Raw genomic sequence first — 15,196 nt, forward strand, 5'->3', positions numbered from 1 at the left:
GCACGGCCGGGGTCAGTGGGTGTCGTGGTCCTCCGAGAAGGCCTCGCGCAGCCGGGACTCCTCCTCCGCCGAGAGGTTCGTCTGGATCAACTCCGCGTCCCACCCCTCGAAGGCGATCCGGATCCGGTCCAGCACCGCGTCGGAGCTCAGCACGAACAACGCCGACGTCCCGGGCGTGACGCTCTCGCGCACCTGCCGGATGAAGTCCTCGTCGATGCCGCCGGCCTTGGCGAGTGTGCCGCCGAGGGCGCCGAAAGCCGCCCCGACGGCGATACCGAGGATGGGCACCAGGAAGATCACTCCGAAGAGCATCCCCCAGAACGCCCCGCCGAGGGCGCCCCGCCCGGTGAGGTTGGCCAGGTGCCGGGTTCTGGGCTTCTTGGCGCCCTCCGGCCAGTTCACCACCGCGCCGTCCTGCACCGTGATCAGCTGCTGCTGGTGCAGCTCCTTGAGGCTCTCCAGGGCGGCATCGGCCCCGGTCGGGGTGGGGAAGCGCCACACCGTCAGGGTTGGCATCACGGTCTCCGATCTCCGGGCGGTCAGGGGTTCGCGCGCCTTCATCGTCGAATCCCCCGGTGGCCCCCGCTCCGTGCGGAGCCCGAAAGGGTGAGCGGCGGGCAGGGCAGCGGGGCGTGCGCCGGCCGACACCCGGCCGATGGCCGGATGTGACAGAACCAGGTCGTTGCGGACGCCCCGGCGCGGCGCGAGGATCAGGACATGGCCGATCCCCGTACAGTCCTCGTCGCCGCCTTCCCGGGCGTCGAACTGCTCGACGTCACCGGGCCCGCCGAGGTGTTCTCCATCGCCTCGCGGCTGATCACGTCCGGCGGGCGCGGCTACCGGGTGCTGATCGCCGCTCCTCGGCAGGGCGAGCTGACGACCTCCTCGGGCGTCCGGCTGGTGGCCGACCTGGCACTGGAGGACGTGCCCGCGGGCGTCGACACGCTGCTGGTGTCGGGCGCGATGGAGATGACGGCGGGGCGGGTGGAGGCGGTGGTCGACCCGGCGGTGACGGCCTGGCTCCGCGAGGCCGCACCGGGGGCCCGCAGGGTGGCCGGGCTGTGCGCGGGAGCCCACATCCTGGCCGCGGCCGGGCTGCTGGACGGCCTGCCGGCGACGACGCACTGGCTGACCGCCGACCAGCTGGCCGCCGCCCATCCGCTCGTCGCGGTCGACCCGGACCCGATCTTCCTCCGGGCCGGGCGGGTGTGGACCTGCGCCGGGGTCACGGCGGTGCTGGACCTGGCGCTGGCGATGGTGGCCGAGGACCACGGGCAGGAACTGGCGCTGAACACCGCCCGCGCGATGGTGATGTACGTCAAACGAGCCGGCGGGCAGAGCCAGTTCAGCGTGCCGTTGTCCCTTCAGGACTCGGCCGACGACCGGATCGAGGACCTGCTCCGCTGGATCGACGAGCACCTGGCCGAGGAACTGCCGCTGCCTGTGCTGGCCGAGCATCTCCATGTGAGTGTCCGCCACTTCTCCCGGCTCTTCCGCCGCCGCACCGGCCGGACTCCGGCCGACTACCTGGAGGCCGCCCGGCTGGAGGCCGCGCGGCGGCTCCTGGAGGAGAGCGAGCGCCCGCTGGTGGGCATCGCCGCCGGCACGGGCCTCGGCTCCGTCGAGACCCTGCACCGGGTCTTCCGCAAACGGCTGGGAACCACCCCGGCCGAGTACCGGCGGCGCTTCCGGTCGCCCGACGCACCTGCCGGTCCGCCGGCCCGTCCCACGCTCTGACCTCGGCCCGGGCCCGGGCCCGGGCCCGGGCCCTGGCCCGGCCCCGACCCGCGCGCCCGGTCAGCCTTCCCGTGAGCCGGGCTCCTACCAGCCCGCTCCGGCTGTTCCGGCCTGCCGACCCCTGGCCCGCCCACTCACCGCCCCTGTACGCCCACCTGTGCGGAGCGCCGCTGTCGCGCGCCCCGCGCCACCTCCGCACGCCCGTCCACCGCACCGAACACACTCACGACGGAGTACACATGTCCCGTACGAAGGTCATCGCCATCCCGGTCCTCGGCAAGCACGCCGTCAACGCCCACCTGCTGCTGGGCCGACACCCGGTGCTCGTCGACGCCGGGACCCCGGGCAGTGCCGGGCGGATCCTCGACGCCGTCACCCGCAACGGCGTCGACCCGGCCGACCTGCGGCTGATCGTCATCACCCACGGGCACCTCGACCACTTCGGATCCGCCGCCGAGCTCCACCGGCTCACCGGTGCCCCCGTGGCCGGCCATGTCGCCGACCTGGGGCAGTACCGCACCGGGCGGGTCCGGGAGCCGTACCTGCCGACCGGCCCGATGGGACGCCTGATGGACCGCAACCGCAAACTCCACGAGACCGTCGAGCCGTTCGAGCCGGGGGTGCTCCTCGACGGTGAGCTGCCGCTGCACGACTTCGGCGTCGACGCCCGGATCATGCCGACCCCCGGGCACACCGCCGGCTCCGTCTCCGTCCTCACCGACGACGGCGACCTGGTGGCCGGAGACCTGATCGCCAACTCCTTCATGGGCCTCGTCCCGGGCCGCCCCGCCAACCCGCCCTTCCACGACGACCCGCGACGCAACCTCGCCAGCCTGCGCGCGATGCTCGAACTGAGGCCCACCCGGCTGCACGTCGGCCACGGGATCCCGCTCGACCCCGAGCGCGTCCGCGACTGGGCCACGCGCGAGCAGCGGCGCCTCGACAGGGCGGCTGCCGCCGGCCGCCTGCGCAGCCGGCCGGGCACGAGCCGCCGTCCGATACGGCGCTCGCGATGACGGTGGGCCTGGCCGTCGCGTTGCCGATCGTGTCGACGGCCGCCGTCACGTCCGGGCGGCCGGGGGGTCGGATGGGGCGCCGGTGCTGACCGCGCTGGTCCTGACGGGCGCCGTGGCGCTCCGCCTCTGGCCGAGCTGACCCGGGCCGGGGGCGTCGTGCCGGGCAGCGCTGCCCGGTCATGGCAGACCCGACCCTGGAAGACCCGGTCATGGAAGACCCGGCGCTGGATGTCCGCCCGGCTTCGCCGATCGCCAACGAGCGGGACGATTCGTCGCCGGTAGGACCGAACCGCGTGGCCTGACCCTCAGGAAGCCCGACAGGGCAGCGGGCAAGGGAACCCGACTGCCTGGCCGTCTCGTTGACCGTCCCGGAAAGGGCAACAGATGAAGACACGTCAGAGGGAGCGCGATGCCCCCGAACCGCAGGCGCCGTGGAACGAGATCACGCCGGGGCTCTGGATGGGTGGACACTTCTGGGCCGGTCCGGGAGGCCGGACGCGGAGTGCTGTCGCCGACGCCGAATTCGACCTCGTCGTCAGCCTGTTCACCCGAGCAGGCCATGGACCGCACCCCCGCGTCGAGCATCTGGTCGGTGAGATCCCGGACAGTCCGCTCACGGCCGAGCAGATCCGCACGGTCCAGCGGCTGGCCATGGCCACCGCAAAGGCCGTGCACGACGATCGCGCGGTCCTCGTGCGATGCCACTCGGGCTACAACCGCTCCGGGCTGGTCGTCGCACAGACCCTCGTCGAGCTGGGCCAGGAGCCCGCCGCAGCCGTTGATCTCGTCCGGCGCAGACGATCACCGTGGGCCCTGAACAACCGGACCTTCGAGCAGTACCTCACCATCGGCCTGGACATCGCGGCCCTCCTGACCGGACTCGAAGGTCCCGTCTGACCGACCGCCCCCGAGGTTGACGAGCAGGCTCAGCCGTCCTGGCGGTAGTAGTCCATGGAGATCCGCACCGCGCCGTCCTCGGCGCCGGCGGCGAGCACCCGGACGACGGCGATGTCGTGGCCCGCGCGGCTGCGGACGCAGAAGGCGCGGCCGGCGCCCAGGGTGGTGAACGGCAATGCCGTGGCGGGCCGGCTCTCGATGCCCTTGACGCAGTCCTCGGGGGTCAGCCGGCCGCCCGGGGCGATGAAGGTGTCGCTGTCCTCGGGGACGAAGAACTCGGTGGCGCTGCGCCCCAGGTACCAGGTCGCGTTCTCCTGCGGGGCCACCCGGCCGGCCTTGATGTCGAACTCGTACGAGGGGTCGGGCGAGGTCAGTTCGACCTCTGCGTACACCGGCGTGAAGCCGGGGCCGGCGGTGGGCGCGGTCGGGGTGGAGAGCGGTGTGCTCGGGGCCGTCGTCGTCGGCGCGGCGGGCGGCGCGGTGGTCGGCGCGGTGGTCGGCACGTCGTCGACGGTGTCGGCGCCGGCGGAGTCGTCACCGAGCGGGGTCAGCAGGAGGGCGGTCGCTCCGACGGCGCCGATCAGCAGGGCGGCGGTCGCGGTGAGGGCCGTCCGCCGGCGTCCGGAGCCCCGGTGCCGGTCGCGGCCGTGGTCGAGCCCCGGCTCGTCGGCGGGTGCGGGTGCGGGTGCGGGTCCGGGAGCAGGTGCGGGTGCGGGAGCGAGCGCCGTGGCCGGGGTGAGGGCGGTGGGGGCCTCGGCCGTCGCGGCCCGGATCGGGTCGAGGGTGGTGGCCGGTCCGGTCGGGGCGGGTCCGGCGGCGTTCGTTCCGGCGATGGCCGTGGGCAGGTCGGCGCGGCGCCGGATCTCGGTGCTGACCGGGTGCGGCAGCCAGTCGTCGGCGAACCGCAGGTGTCCGCCCACCGCGGCGTGGCTGCGGGCGGACTCGATGATCTGCAGGGTGCCGGGGCGCCGCGCGGGGTCCTTGGCCAGGCACTGGCGGAGCAGCGGGCGCAGGCCGGCCGGCACCCGGGAGAAGTCCGGGTCCTCGTGCACCGCGCGGTACATGGTGGCGGACTCGGGTCCGCCGCCGAACGGCGGCGTGCCGGTGCTGACGTAGAAGGCGAGCGCGCCCAGGGCGAAGACGTCGGTGGCCGGGCCGGCGGGCTGCCCGAGGACCTGCTCCGGCGCCATGAAGCCGGGGGAGCCGATCCGCAGGCCGGTCGAGGTGAGCGCGCTGGTGTCGGCGGCCCGGGCGATGCCGAAGTCGATGACCCGCGGGCCGTCGGCGGCGATCAGGACGTTGGCGGGCTTCAGGTCGCGGTGCACCACGTCCGTCGCGTGGATCGCCTGCAGCGCCTCGGCGATGCCGGCGATGATCAGCAGGACGGTCCGCTCCGGGAGGGCGCCGAACCGGTCCACCACCTGCTGCAGCGAGGGGCCGGCCACGTACGCGGTGGCGAGCCACGGCTGGGCGGCGTCGACGCCGGAGTCGACCACCTGCGCGGTGTAGAGCCCGTGGATGCGGCGCGCGCTGGCCACCTCGCGGGCGAACCGGTGCCGGAACTCCGTGTCCTCGGCCAGCTCCGGCCGGACGACCTTGATGGCCACCGGCCGGCCGCCCCTGGTGTACGACAGGTAGACCCGTCCCATCCCGCCCGCACCCAGCCGGGCGAACACGCGGTAGCCGCCCACCTCGCGGGGATCGTCCGCGGAGAGCGGTTGAAAGGTCGAGGGCAGCGGGACCGTGCGGTCTCCAGTGGTCACGATGGCCTCCGGCGGCTCGGGGGTGGTCGGGCGGGTCGGCGCGGTGCCACGGGTCGGCGCGGTCCTGCGGGGACCGGTGCCGGTACTCGGACGGGCCCGGCCCGGGCGGCCGGCTGTGGTGCGGATGCCCGGAGGGGAGTCCTGGCACCGCCGGGAGGTTCCCGCGCCGCGTGGTACCGCCCCGAGCGGCGGGGCCGCGTCGAGGCAGCCGTGTCGGGCTGACTGGAGGCACTCTAGCCGACTGTAATTTCAGTCAGCTCCGAGGGTTCTGTCCAGGTGGGGCCACCGGGTAGGGTGTTGCCCCGTGGCAGACCGTAGAACCTCGATCATGGAAGCGGCCGCGCGGGTCATTGCCCGACGCGGGGTCCGCGGGCTGCGCGTGGAGGAGTTGGCGGCCGAGGCCGGTGTGTCCACGGCGCTGATCTACTACCACTTCAAGGACCGCACCGGCATTCTCCGGGCAACACTGGAGTTCATCAGCGACCGCGCCGAGCGCTACACCACGCAGCGCGAGCCCGGGGCCCCGCCGCTGGACGCCAGGGCGGAGCTGGAGCAGACGCTGCTGCTGGAGTTCCAGGACTCGCCCGAGGTGCGGGAGAACAGCACCGCCTGGGGGGAGCTGCGGGCGAGTGCGGTGTTCGAGCCCGACCTGCGGGAGGACCTGGCCCGGTCCACGCTGATCTGGGTCCAGGAGGTCGCGGAACTGCTCGGCAGGGTCCGGCCGATGGGCGGCGCGGCGGCCCTCGCCGGGTCGGCCGAACGTCTGACCGCGCTGCTCGAAGGGCTGAGTGTGCGCTGGCTGAGCGGCAGCCTGCCGTTGTCCCACGCGCGTGAACTGATGGCCGGCGCGATCGAGGGCGAGCTGGAGATGCTGGGCCGTCGCTAGGCCGGGACGACTCCGCGCGTCCGCGGGTGCTGCCCGGGTGCGGCTCGGGTGTCGCGGTACGCGCCCGCCATGTTCGTAGGTCCAGGGCGTTCGTGGGTCCAGGGCGAGGTCGGCCGTGCGGCCTGCCACTGACCGGGCGCCCTGCGGTGTTCCCCGCGTCCGGCGCGGCTGCGCCTGGGCACCCCCCGGCCGTGGTCGGCCTCGCGCCCGCGTTCTCGGCCGCGACGTACGGCCGCGCGGCTGTTCCGGGTTCGTCACGGCCGTGACCGGCCCCCTGCTCGGGCGTCCACGCCGTCGATCCCGCTGGTCACGAGTGGCGTGCGCCGCCGGGCCGGCGGCCTGCCGCCCGGGCATGGCCGGCCTTCCGACGACGTGGGAGCCCTCTGAGGTCGTTCTTGACTGAATTTTCAGTCAATGCGACAGTGTGGATACGGCACGCCCGTCCGGCGACCGCCGTTGGTCCGTGGTCGGCACGGCCAGGCCGCTCGTACGCCCCACGTACCCGGCCCGGCGGCCGTGCCGAGCGCCTCCGCCCGCCGTCCCGGCGGACGGCCGCCCGGCGACCCGGGCGTACGGCCGTCCGCCGGGGCGGCGCCGGGGCGGCGCTTCCGGCCAGGCGCAGGCGATACTTGATCTGGAGACTCCTATGAACGACCCCGGCACTGCGGGACCTTCCCTCGTCGACCGCCTCTTCGGAGCCGGCCCGTCGCGGCGCTCCCTCCTCGGCGCGGTGGGTCTGGGCGCGGCAGGCCTCGCGCTCGGTCCCCGGGCGGCCGCGGCCGCCCCGTCCGCCAGCGAGCCGCTGCCGCGCTGGTGGGTCCCCGCGGACGATGTGCCGCACGCCCGGACCTGGATGTCCTGGCCGTCCCGCAAATCCGTCTGGGGGCGCCAGCTGGGCGGCGTGCAGCAGGACATCGCGCTGATCGCCCGGACGATCGCGCGGTTCGAGCCGGTGGTGATGTGCGCCCCGGACGCCGGGACCGCCGCGGACGCCCGCGCCTGGTGCGGCCCAGAGGTGACGGTCACCGACGCGATCCCCACCGACGACCTGTGGATGCGCGACACCGCCCCGGTGTTCCGGCGCAACGGCTACGGCGCGCTGGACGCGGTCGGCCTGAACTTCAACGGGTGGGGCAACAAGCAGACCCACGCCGACGACGCCGAGGTCGCGCGCGCAATCGCCGACCGCAACCGCCTGCGCTTCGGCACGGCCGACTTCGTGGGCGAGCCCGGGGCGATCGAGACGGACGGTGACGGCACCGTGATGGCCACCGAGAGCAGCCTCGTCAACAAGAACCGCAATCGCGGGTGGAGCCGCGCCGAGGTGGAGGACGCGGTGCTGCACGTGTACGGCGCCGACAAGATGATCTGGGTGCCCGGCATCAAGGGGCAGGACATCACCGACGACCACATCGACGTCACCTCGCGGTTCGTCCGGCCGGGCGTGGTGATGGTGCAGCTGCCCCCGGCGGAACGGGGCGACGTCTGGGCCCGCGACGCCCGCCAGCAGTTCGACATCCTCTCCCGCGCGACCGACGCCCGCGGCCGCAGGCTCCAGGTCATCAAGGTCGACGGCCCTGACACCGTGCGGTCGCGGGACTCGAAGTTCGTCGACTCCTACCTCAACTTCCACCTGGTGAACCGTGCGGTGATCACGGCCCAGTTCGGCGACCAGGTCAAGGATGCCGCCGCCCGACAGGCGCTGGCCGCGGCCTTCCCCGGCCGGGAGGTCGTCCAGCTCGACGTCGACCGGCTGATGGCCGGAGGCGGCGGGATCCACTGCTCGACGATGCACGAGCCGCTGCCGTAGCCCGGGGCGGTCCCGTCCGGTTCCGTGCCGTCCGGTTCCGTGTCGTCCGGTCCCGTGCCGCCGGTCATGGGCCGTCCGGTCCTGTGCCCTGCTGCCCTGCCCCTTCCGTGCCGCCTGCCCCTTCCGTCCGGCCCGGTCCCGTCCGCCGGTCGGACCGCCTGCGCCACCGCCGTCCGATTGAAGTCACCCCTGCCCCCTCGGAGTTGTCCTGTGCCAGATCTCGCCCTGTCCCGTCGGACCATGCTGCGCGCCGCCGCAGGTGTCGGCCTGCTGACCCTCGGTTCTGTCGCCTGTTCCCCGTCGGGGGAGGAGGACCCGGCGCCGGCGCCCGCGTCGCCCGACGGGGGCGCGCCGCCCGGCCGCCGGTTCGGGGCGGAGTGGGAGAGCCACGCGCGGACCTTCATGTCCTGGCCCGCGTCGACCGGCATCTGGGACAGCCAACTCCCTGATGTCCGACAGGACATCGCCGGTCTGGCCCGGGCCGTCGGCCACTACGAGCCGGTGGTGATGTTCGCCCGGCCGGCCCAGGCCGATGCCGCGCAGCGCGCCTGCGGGGACGGCGTGGAGGTCGTCCCTCTGCCGGTGGACGACCTGTGGGCGCGGGACACCGTGCCGGTGTTCGTGGAGGACTCCGGCACGCTCAAGGGCGTCGACCTCAACTTCAGCGGTTGGGGCAACAAGCAGAAGGAACACGGCAACGACACCGCCCTGGCCGGCGCCCTGCTGGCCCGGTACGGGATCGAGCGGGTCAGTACACCGGTGGTCGCCGAGGGCGGCTCGTTCGAGACGGACGGCCGGGGGACCCTGCTGGTCACCGAGAGCTCGGTGGTCAACGACCGCCGCAACCCCGGCAGGTCCCGGGACGAGATCGAGGCCGAGCTCAAGCGGGCCCTGGGCGTGACGAAGGTGATCTGGTTCGCCGGAGTCCGCGACCAGGACATCACCGACGCCCATGTCGACTGCCTGGTACGGTTCGCCGCTCCCGGGGTGGTGCTCCTGGACCAGCCGTTCCCCGGTGCGCCCGAGGACGTCTGGTCGCGCTCCGCCGCCCAGGCCAAGGAAGTCCTGAGGGACGCCACCGACGCGAGCGGCAAGCCCCTGCAGGTGATCGAGCTGCCCCAGCCGGACCCGGACCGGATCACCGGCCGCGGCGACGCCTTCGTCTCCTCGTACATCAACTTCTACGTGGCCAACAGGTCGCTGTTCCTGCCGCGTTTCGGCGACGCGGCGGCGGACGACCGCGCCCAGAAGATCCTGCGCGAGCACTTCCCTGACCGGGACATCGTCCCGCTGAAGATCGACAACATCGCCTCGGGTGGCGGCGGGATCCACTGCTCCACCCACGACCAGCCCGGTACCCCGGCGGCCGGCTGACCCCCGTCGCGACCGTGGAGCCCGCGCCGACACCCGGCGCGGGCTCCACCCGACGGTTGCGACGCCGTATCAACGACGTCGTATCACGTCGTATCAACGACGCCGTACGAACAAGCCGTTACTGGCTGCGCGCCGTACGAACGAGCCGCTACCGGCGACGCCGTACCAGCGACATCGGCCCTCTCTCCGACGAGGAATCATGCGACTGACACCGACCGAGCGGGACCGGCTGCTGATCTTCACAGCAGCCGGGCATGGGCCGGGCCGGCGAGACCGTGCGCCGCACCTTCGCCATGGCCGGCAAGATGAAGGCCGAACTCGGCCCGCTGGACGGCGCCGGCTCCTACGGCACCACCGAGGGCGGCGACGACAACGAACGCGTCCTGCGCTACATCGCCAAGCTCACCATCAACCCCGCGATCGCCCACGGCCTCGCCCACGAGGTCGGCTCCGTCGAGGTCGGCAAACTCGCCGACATCGTCCTCTGGCGCCCCGACCACTTCGGCGCCAAGCCGCAGCTGGTGCTGAAGTCCGGGTTCCCCGCCTACGGCGTCACCGGCGACCCCAACGCCTCCACCGACCGCTGCGAACCCCTCGTTCTGGGACCGCAGTTCGGCGCCCACGGCGCCACCGCCGCCGACATCTCGGTCGCCTTCCTCGCCCAGGCCGCCGCCGACGGCGCCTACCTCGACAAGGCCGCCGACGGCATGCCCACCCGCCGCCGCCGGGTCGCCGTCCGGGGCACCCGCGGCATCGGGCCGAGAAATATGCTCCGCAATGCCCGGACCGGTCAGGTGGACGTCCATCCGGGCAGCGGGCTGGTCTCCCTCGACGGTGAACCGCTGTGCTCGGGGCCTGCGGACTCCGTCTCGCTCAACCGCCTCTACTTCCTGTAAGCGCGTGTAGCCGCGGTGGGCCGGCCTCCGGGCGGGACCGGGCATCCGACCGGAGCCCGGCCGCCCGCGGGTATGGCGACAAAGAGACGTACAGACGTACCGACGTACGGATTAACGGTGTACGGATGTGCCGACGAGCAGCCGAACGGACATGCGGGCATGCGGACAGGGCAGGCACAAGGTGCCTGCCCTGTCCGCATGGTCGGCCGGCCCGGCGCGGGGCCGGCCACCGGGCTCAGGCGGTGCCGCTGGGCCGCGGCTGCGACGGGGTGGTCTGCGACGGGGTGTACTGCTGCTCGGTGGGCCGGTCCTCGGGGGAGGTCCGCCCGGACGCGGCCACCGCCGGCCGAGGCGTTTCGGCCGGGGCACCGCCCTCGGTGGTGGATTCGTCCTCGCGCAGGGCGGCCGTCTCGGCCTTCAGGATCCGCATGGACCTGCCCAGGCCACGGGCCATGTCGGGCAGTTTCTTCGAGCCGAACAGCAGGATGACCACGGCTACCACGACCAGGATGTGCCAGGGTTCGAGTCCGTTACGGAGCATGGGGGTGCCACCGGGCCTTTCGTGCAGCCGGCAGGTCGGACGCCGTGCGTCCGGTGCTGCCGTGGGTGTGGGCGCCGGCCGGGGGTCGGCACGGCGCGGGGTGTTCCGTCGGGTCAGGCCGCCGCGACCGACGCCCACACGGCCTTGCCGCCGGCCCCGAAGGGGGAGACCCCCCAGGCGTCGGCCAGGGCCTCGACCAGGGCGAGGCCCCGTCCGCTCGTCCGCTCGGAGCATTCGGGCAGCCGCTCGACCCGCGCGGGGGAGTGGTCGGCGACGGCGATCAGCAGGTATCCGGCTCGCAGCTCCATGATCACGGAGGCGGTGTTCCCGTGGACCAGCGCGTTGGTCAGCAGCTCCGACAGCAGCAGACACGGAGTGTCCGGGTCGAGGTGGACGGCGACGAGCGCGTCGCGCAGCAGCCGTCGTACCGTTCCGACCCCGTCCGGCGTCGCGGTCGGGCGGATGTCGAACCGGAACCCGGGCAGGGCGCCGACGGGCGGGGTCAGCATGTGCGGAAGCATCGGAGGGGTTCTCCCAGTGTCCTGGAGTTCTGCGCCCTGTGGGAGGGCATCGGCCCGTGGCTCGCACCGAGGCGATCACGTGGGTGCCCATGGACCCGGAGCGACCTGGCTCGACCGGGTCGTCGCTGTGCGCCGGGGTCGGTCCGGCCGGCTGCGCAGGGCCGGAGAGATGGGCTTGTCTTGATACAGCCACACTGTCGCATTGACTGAAAATTCAGTCAAGGGTTGAGGCGGAGACGGCCCGTGCTTCGCCGGTGGGGGAGCAGGCCCCGGCCCGGGAGTCGAAGTGGCCCCCTGCCGTACGGCAGGGGGCCACTGGTGCGAGCTGCGGAGTCGGCATCCGGGTCGACTCCGCAGCTCGTGCGTTCCGTTCGTGCGTTCCGTTCCGACGGGGGTGGGGCCAGCAGGGGGGCGATGGGTGTGGGCCGGCGGGTCCGGGACGGCCCGGCAGGTTCGGGGCGCCGTGCCCGGGCCGGCCCGGCCGGGCACGGCCCTTCGCGCGGGCGGGAGTTCAGGCCCGCTGCAGCTCGGCGGCGATCGCGTCCCGTAGGAGTCGGCGGGCATGGTCCAGCGGGAGGGAGCCGCTGAGCCAGCGGACGCTGAGGCCTTCCAGTAGGGCGGTCAGCCGCTCGGCCGAGGCCGCGTGCGCCGGCGCGGTGCCCGCCGGGTGGGCCCGCCCCAGCAGCTCGGCGATCTCGTGGACCCAGGTGTGGGTGGCCCTGGCCAACTCCTCGCGCAGGTCCGGGTCGAAGACCGCGCTCGCCCTCAACTCCCCCCAGGCGGTGCTGTTCTCGCGCACCTCGGCGGTGTCCTGGAGCTCCAGCAGCAGGACTTGCTCCAGCTCGACCCTGGGGCTGTCGGGGGGTGTGCCGGGGTCGCGCTCCGCGGTGTAGCGGTCGGCGCGGTCGCTGATGAACTCCAGCGTCTGGCGCAGGATGCCCGCCCGGTCGGTGAAGTGGTAGTAGATCAGCGAGGTCGACACCCCCGCCTCGGCTGCCAGTTCGCCCACGCGCAGGCCGCGCACGCCACGCCGGGTGATGACCCGGGTGGCGGCTCTGAGTATTTCGGTTCGACGGTCGGACACGAGCGATCACTCTACCCGGCCGACGGCCGCTTCGGGGCATTTCCTGATCAGATCATCAGGGTGCTCCTGGTGGAGTCGGTTCCTGGGACGTTCCTGTTCAGTGCCCCCTCCTTGGGCCCGTCCGGTCGTAGCCGGGCGCACTGCGCGCTTCGGGTGGCCCGCCGGGGGCGCAGGGTGAACTCTCGGAGCCTGAAGGTATTGACTGAATTTTCAGTTGAGGGCAGGATGCGGGGCATACCCCACCTCCCAGCACCCTCCAGGGAGTCTTTTTGAACACGTCAGCACTTCCGTCCCGCCGCCGGCTGCTCCAGTTCGGCGCGGCGGCGCTGCCCCTGGCGGCCCTCGGCGCAACCCTCCCGGTCTCCGCCCGCGCCGCCGTGAGCCCGTCCGGCGCGACCCTGCGGATGCCTGCCGAGGACGACCGGCACCTGCGCACCTTCATGGCCTGGCCGGCGCTCTCCTCCGTCTGGCAGGATCAACTCCCCGCGGTCCGCAGGGACATCGCCAAGGTCGCCTACGAGATCTCGCGCTACGAGCCGGTCGTCCTGCTCGCCCGGCCCTCCCAGGCCGCCGACGCCCGGTACGCCTGCGGCCGGGGCGGCTACCACGGCATCGAGGTCCTGGAGATCTGGAACGACGACCTGTGGATCCGCGACTTCGGTCCGACCTTCGTCGTCGCCCCCGGCGCCGTCGCCGGGGTGGACACCAATTTCAACGGCTGGGGCAAGAGCGGTACGCCGTACTACCAGCCCTACGCCAACGACGCCGCGGCGGCCGCGACGCTGCTGGAGCAGTACGGCGTCGAGCGGATCCGGGCCCCGTTCACCGGTGAGGGCGGCGCCCTGGAGACCGACGGTCAGGGCACCCTGCTGGTCACCGAGAGCTCGCTGGTGAACGGCAACCGCAATCCGGGAATGAGCCGGGACCAGGTCGAGCAGGGCCTGAAGTCGGCCCTGGGGATCGACCGGTTGATCTGGATCCCCGGGCTGGCCGGCGCGGACATCACCGACGCGCACGTCGACTACCTGGCCCGGTTCACCGCACCCGGCCAGGTGATCCTGGACCGCCCGGCCCCCGGGGCCGACCCCAAGTGGGTGGCGGTCTACGAGCAGGCCAAGGAGATCCTGCGGACCGCGACCGACGCCCGGGGCCGCCGTCTGACGGTCACCGAACTGCCGTGCCCCGACCCCCGGAAGATCCGGGGCAAGGGCAAGGAGTTCCTGGCCGGCTACACCAACTTCTACGTCGCCAACGGCGCCGTGTTCGTGCCGCAGTTCGGCGACGGGTACGCGGACGGGGTCGCCTACGCGATCCTCCAGGCCGCCTACCCCGGCCGCGACATCGTCCAGCTGGACATCGACGGCATCGCGAGCGGCGGCGGCGGGATCCACTGCGCCACCCAGTCGCAGCCGGCCGTGCCGCCCGCCTACTGACCGCGAATCGTGCTCCCCGGGTCGGCCGCCTTCGTGCGGACGGCGGCCGACCCGCCCGGGGCGCCCCGGCCCGAGGCCCCTCCGGAGCCCGGGCCGGCTCCGCCCCTCCACACTGACTGAACTTTCACCCAGGAGAGAACCATGACCTTTCGCATGCCGGCCGAGTGGACCGAGCACGACGGCTGCCTGATGGCCTGGCCCACCCGGGTCGAGCTGTGGGGCGACACCTTCGAGGAGGTCAAGCGCGAGTACGCGCAGGTCGCCCGGGCGATCGCCGAGTTCGAGCCGGTGACCATGGTCGCCCGCCCGGGGCAGGGCGAGGAGGCCCGCGCCCTGTGCGGCGACCAGGTCGAGGTCGTCGAGCTGCCGCTGGACGACTCCTGGTTCCGCGACTCCGGCCCGATCTTCGTCCTCGGCCTGGAGGGTGAGCGCGCCGGCGTCGACTTCCGCTTCAACGCCTGGGGTGAGAAGCACCACCCCTACGACACCGACGACAAGATCGCCGCCGCGCTGCTGGACCGCCTCGGCGTCGAGCGGATCGACTCCCGGATGATCCTCGAAGGCGGCGCGATCACCGTCGACGGCGAGGGCACCCTGATCACCACCGAGCAGTGCCTGCTCAACCCGAACCGCAACCCCGGCATGAGCAAGGCCGAGATCGAGGCCGAACTGATCGCCAAGCTCGGGGTCAGCACGGTGATCTGGCTGCCGTACGGCGGCCTGCTGGACACCGAGACGGACGGCCACGTGGACGGCGTCTGCGCCTTCGTCGCCCCGGGCAAGGTCGTGGTCCAGCTGCCCGCCGACCCGGCGCACCCCGACTTCGAGCGGATGCGTGCCAACCGGGCCGTGCTGGAGGCCGCCGTCGACGCCCAGGGCCGCAAGCTGGAGGTCATCGACCTGCCGCAGAGCGCATTCGTCCAGGTCAACGGCAAGGAGACCGAGGTAGGCTACCTCAACTTCTACATCGCCAACGGTGGAGTCGTCGTCCCGGTGGCGGACATCCCCGAGGACGAGGGCGCGCTGGCCGTGCTCGCCGCCGCCCTGCCCGGCCGCAAGGTCGTGGGTGTCCGCTCCCGCGTGATCGCCTACGGCGGCGGCGGCGTCCACTGCATCACTCAGCAGGTGCCGGCGGCCCGGCGCACCGTGTGACCGGTGCGCCCGCGGCCCGACCCGGGACACCGCGGCGGCGCCCCCACAGCTCCGCAGTCCGCTGACAGATCTCCTCGCCACCCCCG

General features: G+C 73.2%; 14 protein-coding genes and 1 pseudogene. 10 read left to right on the forward strand and 5 right to left on the reverse strand.

All coding sequences use genetic code 11. From position 1 onward, the window contains the following. Positions 1-12: 12 nt before the first annotated feature. Complete coding sequence (locus OG689_RS38715) at positions 13-516, reverse strand: DUF1269 domain-containing protein (RefSeq protein WP_266326362.1); 504 nt, start codon at positions 514-516, stop codon at positions 13-15. Positions 517-717: 201 nt separating this feature from the next. On the opposite strand from OG689_RS38715, the gene OG689_RS38720 reads away from it, so the two are divergent. From OG689_RS38720 to OG689_RS38735, 4 genes are all read left to right on the forward strand, one after another. Then, entirely contained in the window at positions 718-1,737 is a 1,020-nt protein-coding gene (locus OG689_RS38720) for a GlxA family transcriptional regulator (RefSeq protein ID WP_266326364.1), read from the forward strand. 239 nt (positions 1,738-1,976) lie between these two features. Beyond that, the gene (locus OG689_RS38725) at positions 1,977-2,753 is read left to right on the forward strand and encodes an MBL fold metallo-hydrolase (RefSeq protein WP_266326366.1); all 777 of its coding nucleotides are present in this window, start codon (positions 1,977-1,979) and stop codon (positions 2,751-2,753) included. A gap of 179 nt (positions 2,754-2,932) precedes the next feature. After that, on the forward strand, positions 2,933-3,055 hold the full coding sequence (locus tag OG689_RS38730) for a hypothetical protein (RefSeq protein WP_266326368.1): 123 nt from the start codon (positions 2,933-2,935) through the stop codon (positions 3,053-3,055). Positions 3,056-3,137: 82 nt separating this feature from the next. Further along, positions 3,138-3,650: a protein phosphatase gene (locus tag OG689_RS38735; RefSeq protein ID WP_266326370.1), complete on the forward strand. Its 513-nt coding sequence runs from the start codon at positions 3,138-3,140 to the stop codon at positions 3,648-3,650. A 29-nt stretch (positions 3,651-3,679) separates the two neighbouring features. On the opposite strand, the gene OG689_RS38740 is transcribed toward OG689_RS38735, so the two are convergent. Beyond that, a complete protein-coding gene (locus tag OG689_RS38740) occupies positions 3,680-5,413 on the reverse strand; it encodes a serine/threonine-protein kinase (RefSeq protein ID WP_266326372.1) in 1,734 nt (577 codons plus the stop codon). A 304-nt stretch (positions 5,414-5,717) separates the two neighbouring features. Between OG689_RS38740 and OG689_RS38745 the strand changes: the two genes are divergently transcribed. The 4 genes and pseudogenes from OG689_RS38745 to OG689_RS38760 all read left to right on the forward strand — a co-directional run. Beyond that, entirely contained in the window at positions 5,718-6,299 is a 582-nt protein-coding gene (locus OG689_RS38745) for a TetR/AcrR family transcriptional regulator (protein WP_266326374.1), read from the forward strand. A 646-nt stretch (positions 6,300-6,945) separates the two neighbouring features. Then, complete coding sequence (locus OG689_RS38750; protein ID WP_266326376.1) at positions 6,946-8,109, forward strand: agmatine deiminase family protein; 1,164 nt, start codon at positions 6,946-6,948, stop codon at positions 8,107-8,109. A gap of 210 nt (positions 8,110-8,319) precedes the next feature. Continuing rightward, positions 8,320-9,483, forward strand: coding sequence for an agmatine deiminase family protein (locus tag OG689_RS38755; protein WP_266326378.1), 1,164 nt, complete (start codon positions 8,320-8,322; stop codon positions 9,481-9,483). Positions 9,484-9,734: 251 nt separating this feature from the next. Continuing rightward, positions 9,735-10,379: pseudogene (locus tag OG689_RS38760) on the forward strand (amidohydrolase family protein); the annotation flags it as partial. Between the two features lie 235 nt (positions 10,380-10,614). Here the strand turns inward: OG689_RS38760 and tatA are convergent. The 3 genes from tatA to OG689_RS38775 form a co-directional block, all read right to left on the reverse strand. Next, positions 10,615-10,920, reverse strand: a complete 306-nt coding sequence (tatA, locus tag OG689_RS38765) for a Sec-independent protein translocase subunit TatA (RefSeq protein WP_266326380.1) — start codon at positions 10,918-10,920, stop codon at positions 10,615-10,617. Positions 10,921-11,033: 113 nt separating this feature from the next. After that, a complete protein-coding gene (locus OG689_RS38770; protein WP_266326382.1) occupies positions 11,034-11,429 on the reverse strand; it encodes an ATP-binding protein in 396 nt (131 codons plus the stop codon). Between the two features lie 523 nt (positions 11,430-11,952). Then, positions 11,953-12,525, reverse strand: coding sequence for a TetR/AcrR family transcriptional regulator (locus tag OG689_RS38775; RefSeq protein ID WP_266326384.1), 573 nt, complete (start codon positions 12,523-12,525; stop codon positions 11,953-11,955). Between the two features lie 269 nt (positions 12,526-12,794). Here OG689_RS38775 and OG689_RS38780 point away from each other — a divergent pair, with 269 nt between their 5' ends. Both OG689_RS38780 and OG689_RS38785 read left to right on the forward strand, forming a co-directional pair. Continuing rightward, positions 12,795-13,958, forward strand: coding sequence for an agmatine deiminase family protein (locus OG689_RS38780; protein WP_266326386.1), 1,164 nt, complete (start codon positions 12,795-12,797; stop codon positions 13,956-13,958). Positions 13,959-14,099: 141 nt separating this feature from the next. Continuing rightward, positions 14,100-15,110, forward strand: a complete 1,011-nt coding sequence (locus OG689_RS38785; RefSeq protein ID WP_266326388.1) for an agmatine deiminase family protein — start codon at positions 14,100-14,102, stop codon at positions 15,108-15,110. Positions 15,111-15,196 lie beyond the last annotated feature (86 nt).

This window comes from Kitasatospora sp. NBC_00240, assembly GCF_026342405.1.
Lineage (GTDB): Bacteria > Actinomycetota > Actinomycetes > Streptomycetales > Streptomycetaceae > Kitasatospora.

Coding starts and splice junctions, on each gene's coding strand:
- OG689_RS38715 (WP_266326362.1), bottom strand. CDS start 516: ATGCCAACCCTGACGGTGTGGCGCTTCCCCACCCCGACCGGGGCCGAT.
- OG689_RS38720 (WP_266326364.1), top strand. CDS start 718: ATGGCCGATCCCCGTACAGTCCTCGTCGCCGCCTTCCCGGGCGTCGAA.
- OG689_RS38725 (WP_266326366.1), top strand. CDS start 1,977: ATGTCCCGTACGAAGGTCATCGCCATCCCGGTCCTCGGCAAGCACGCC.
- OG689_RS38730 (WP_266326368.1), top strand. CDS start 2,933: ATGGCAGACCCGACCCTGGAAGACCCGGTCATGGAAGACCCGGCGCTG.
- OG689_RS38735 (WP_266326370.1), top strand. CDS start 3,138: ATGAAGACACGTCAGAGGGAGCGCGATGCCCCCGAACCGCAGGCGCCG.
- OG689_RS38750 (WP_266326376.1), top strand. CDS start 6,946: ATGAACGACCCCGGCACTGCGGGACCTTCCCTCGTCGACCGCCTCTTC.
- tatA (WP_266326380.1), bottom strand. CDS start 10,920: ATGCTCCGTAACGGACTCGAACCCTGGCACATCCTGGTCGTGGTAGCC.
- OG689_RS38770 (WP_266326382.1), bottom strand. CDS start 11,429: ATGCTGACCCCGCCCGTCGGCGCCCTGCCCGGGTTCCGGTTCGACATC.
- OG689_RS38785 (WP_266326388.1), top strand. CDS start 14,100: ATGACCTTTCGCATGCCGGCCGAGTGGACCGAGCACGACGGCTGCCTG.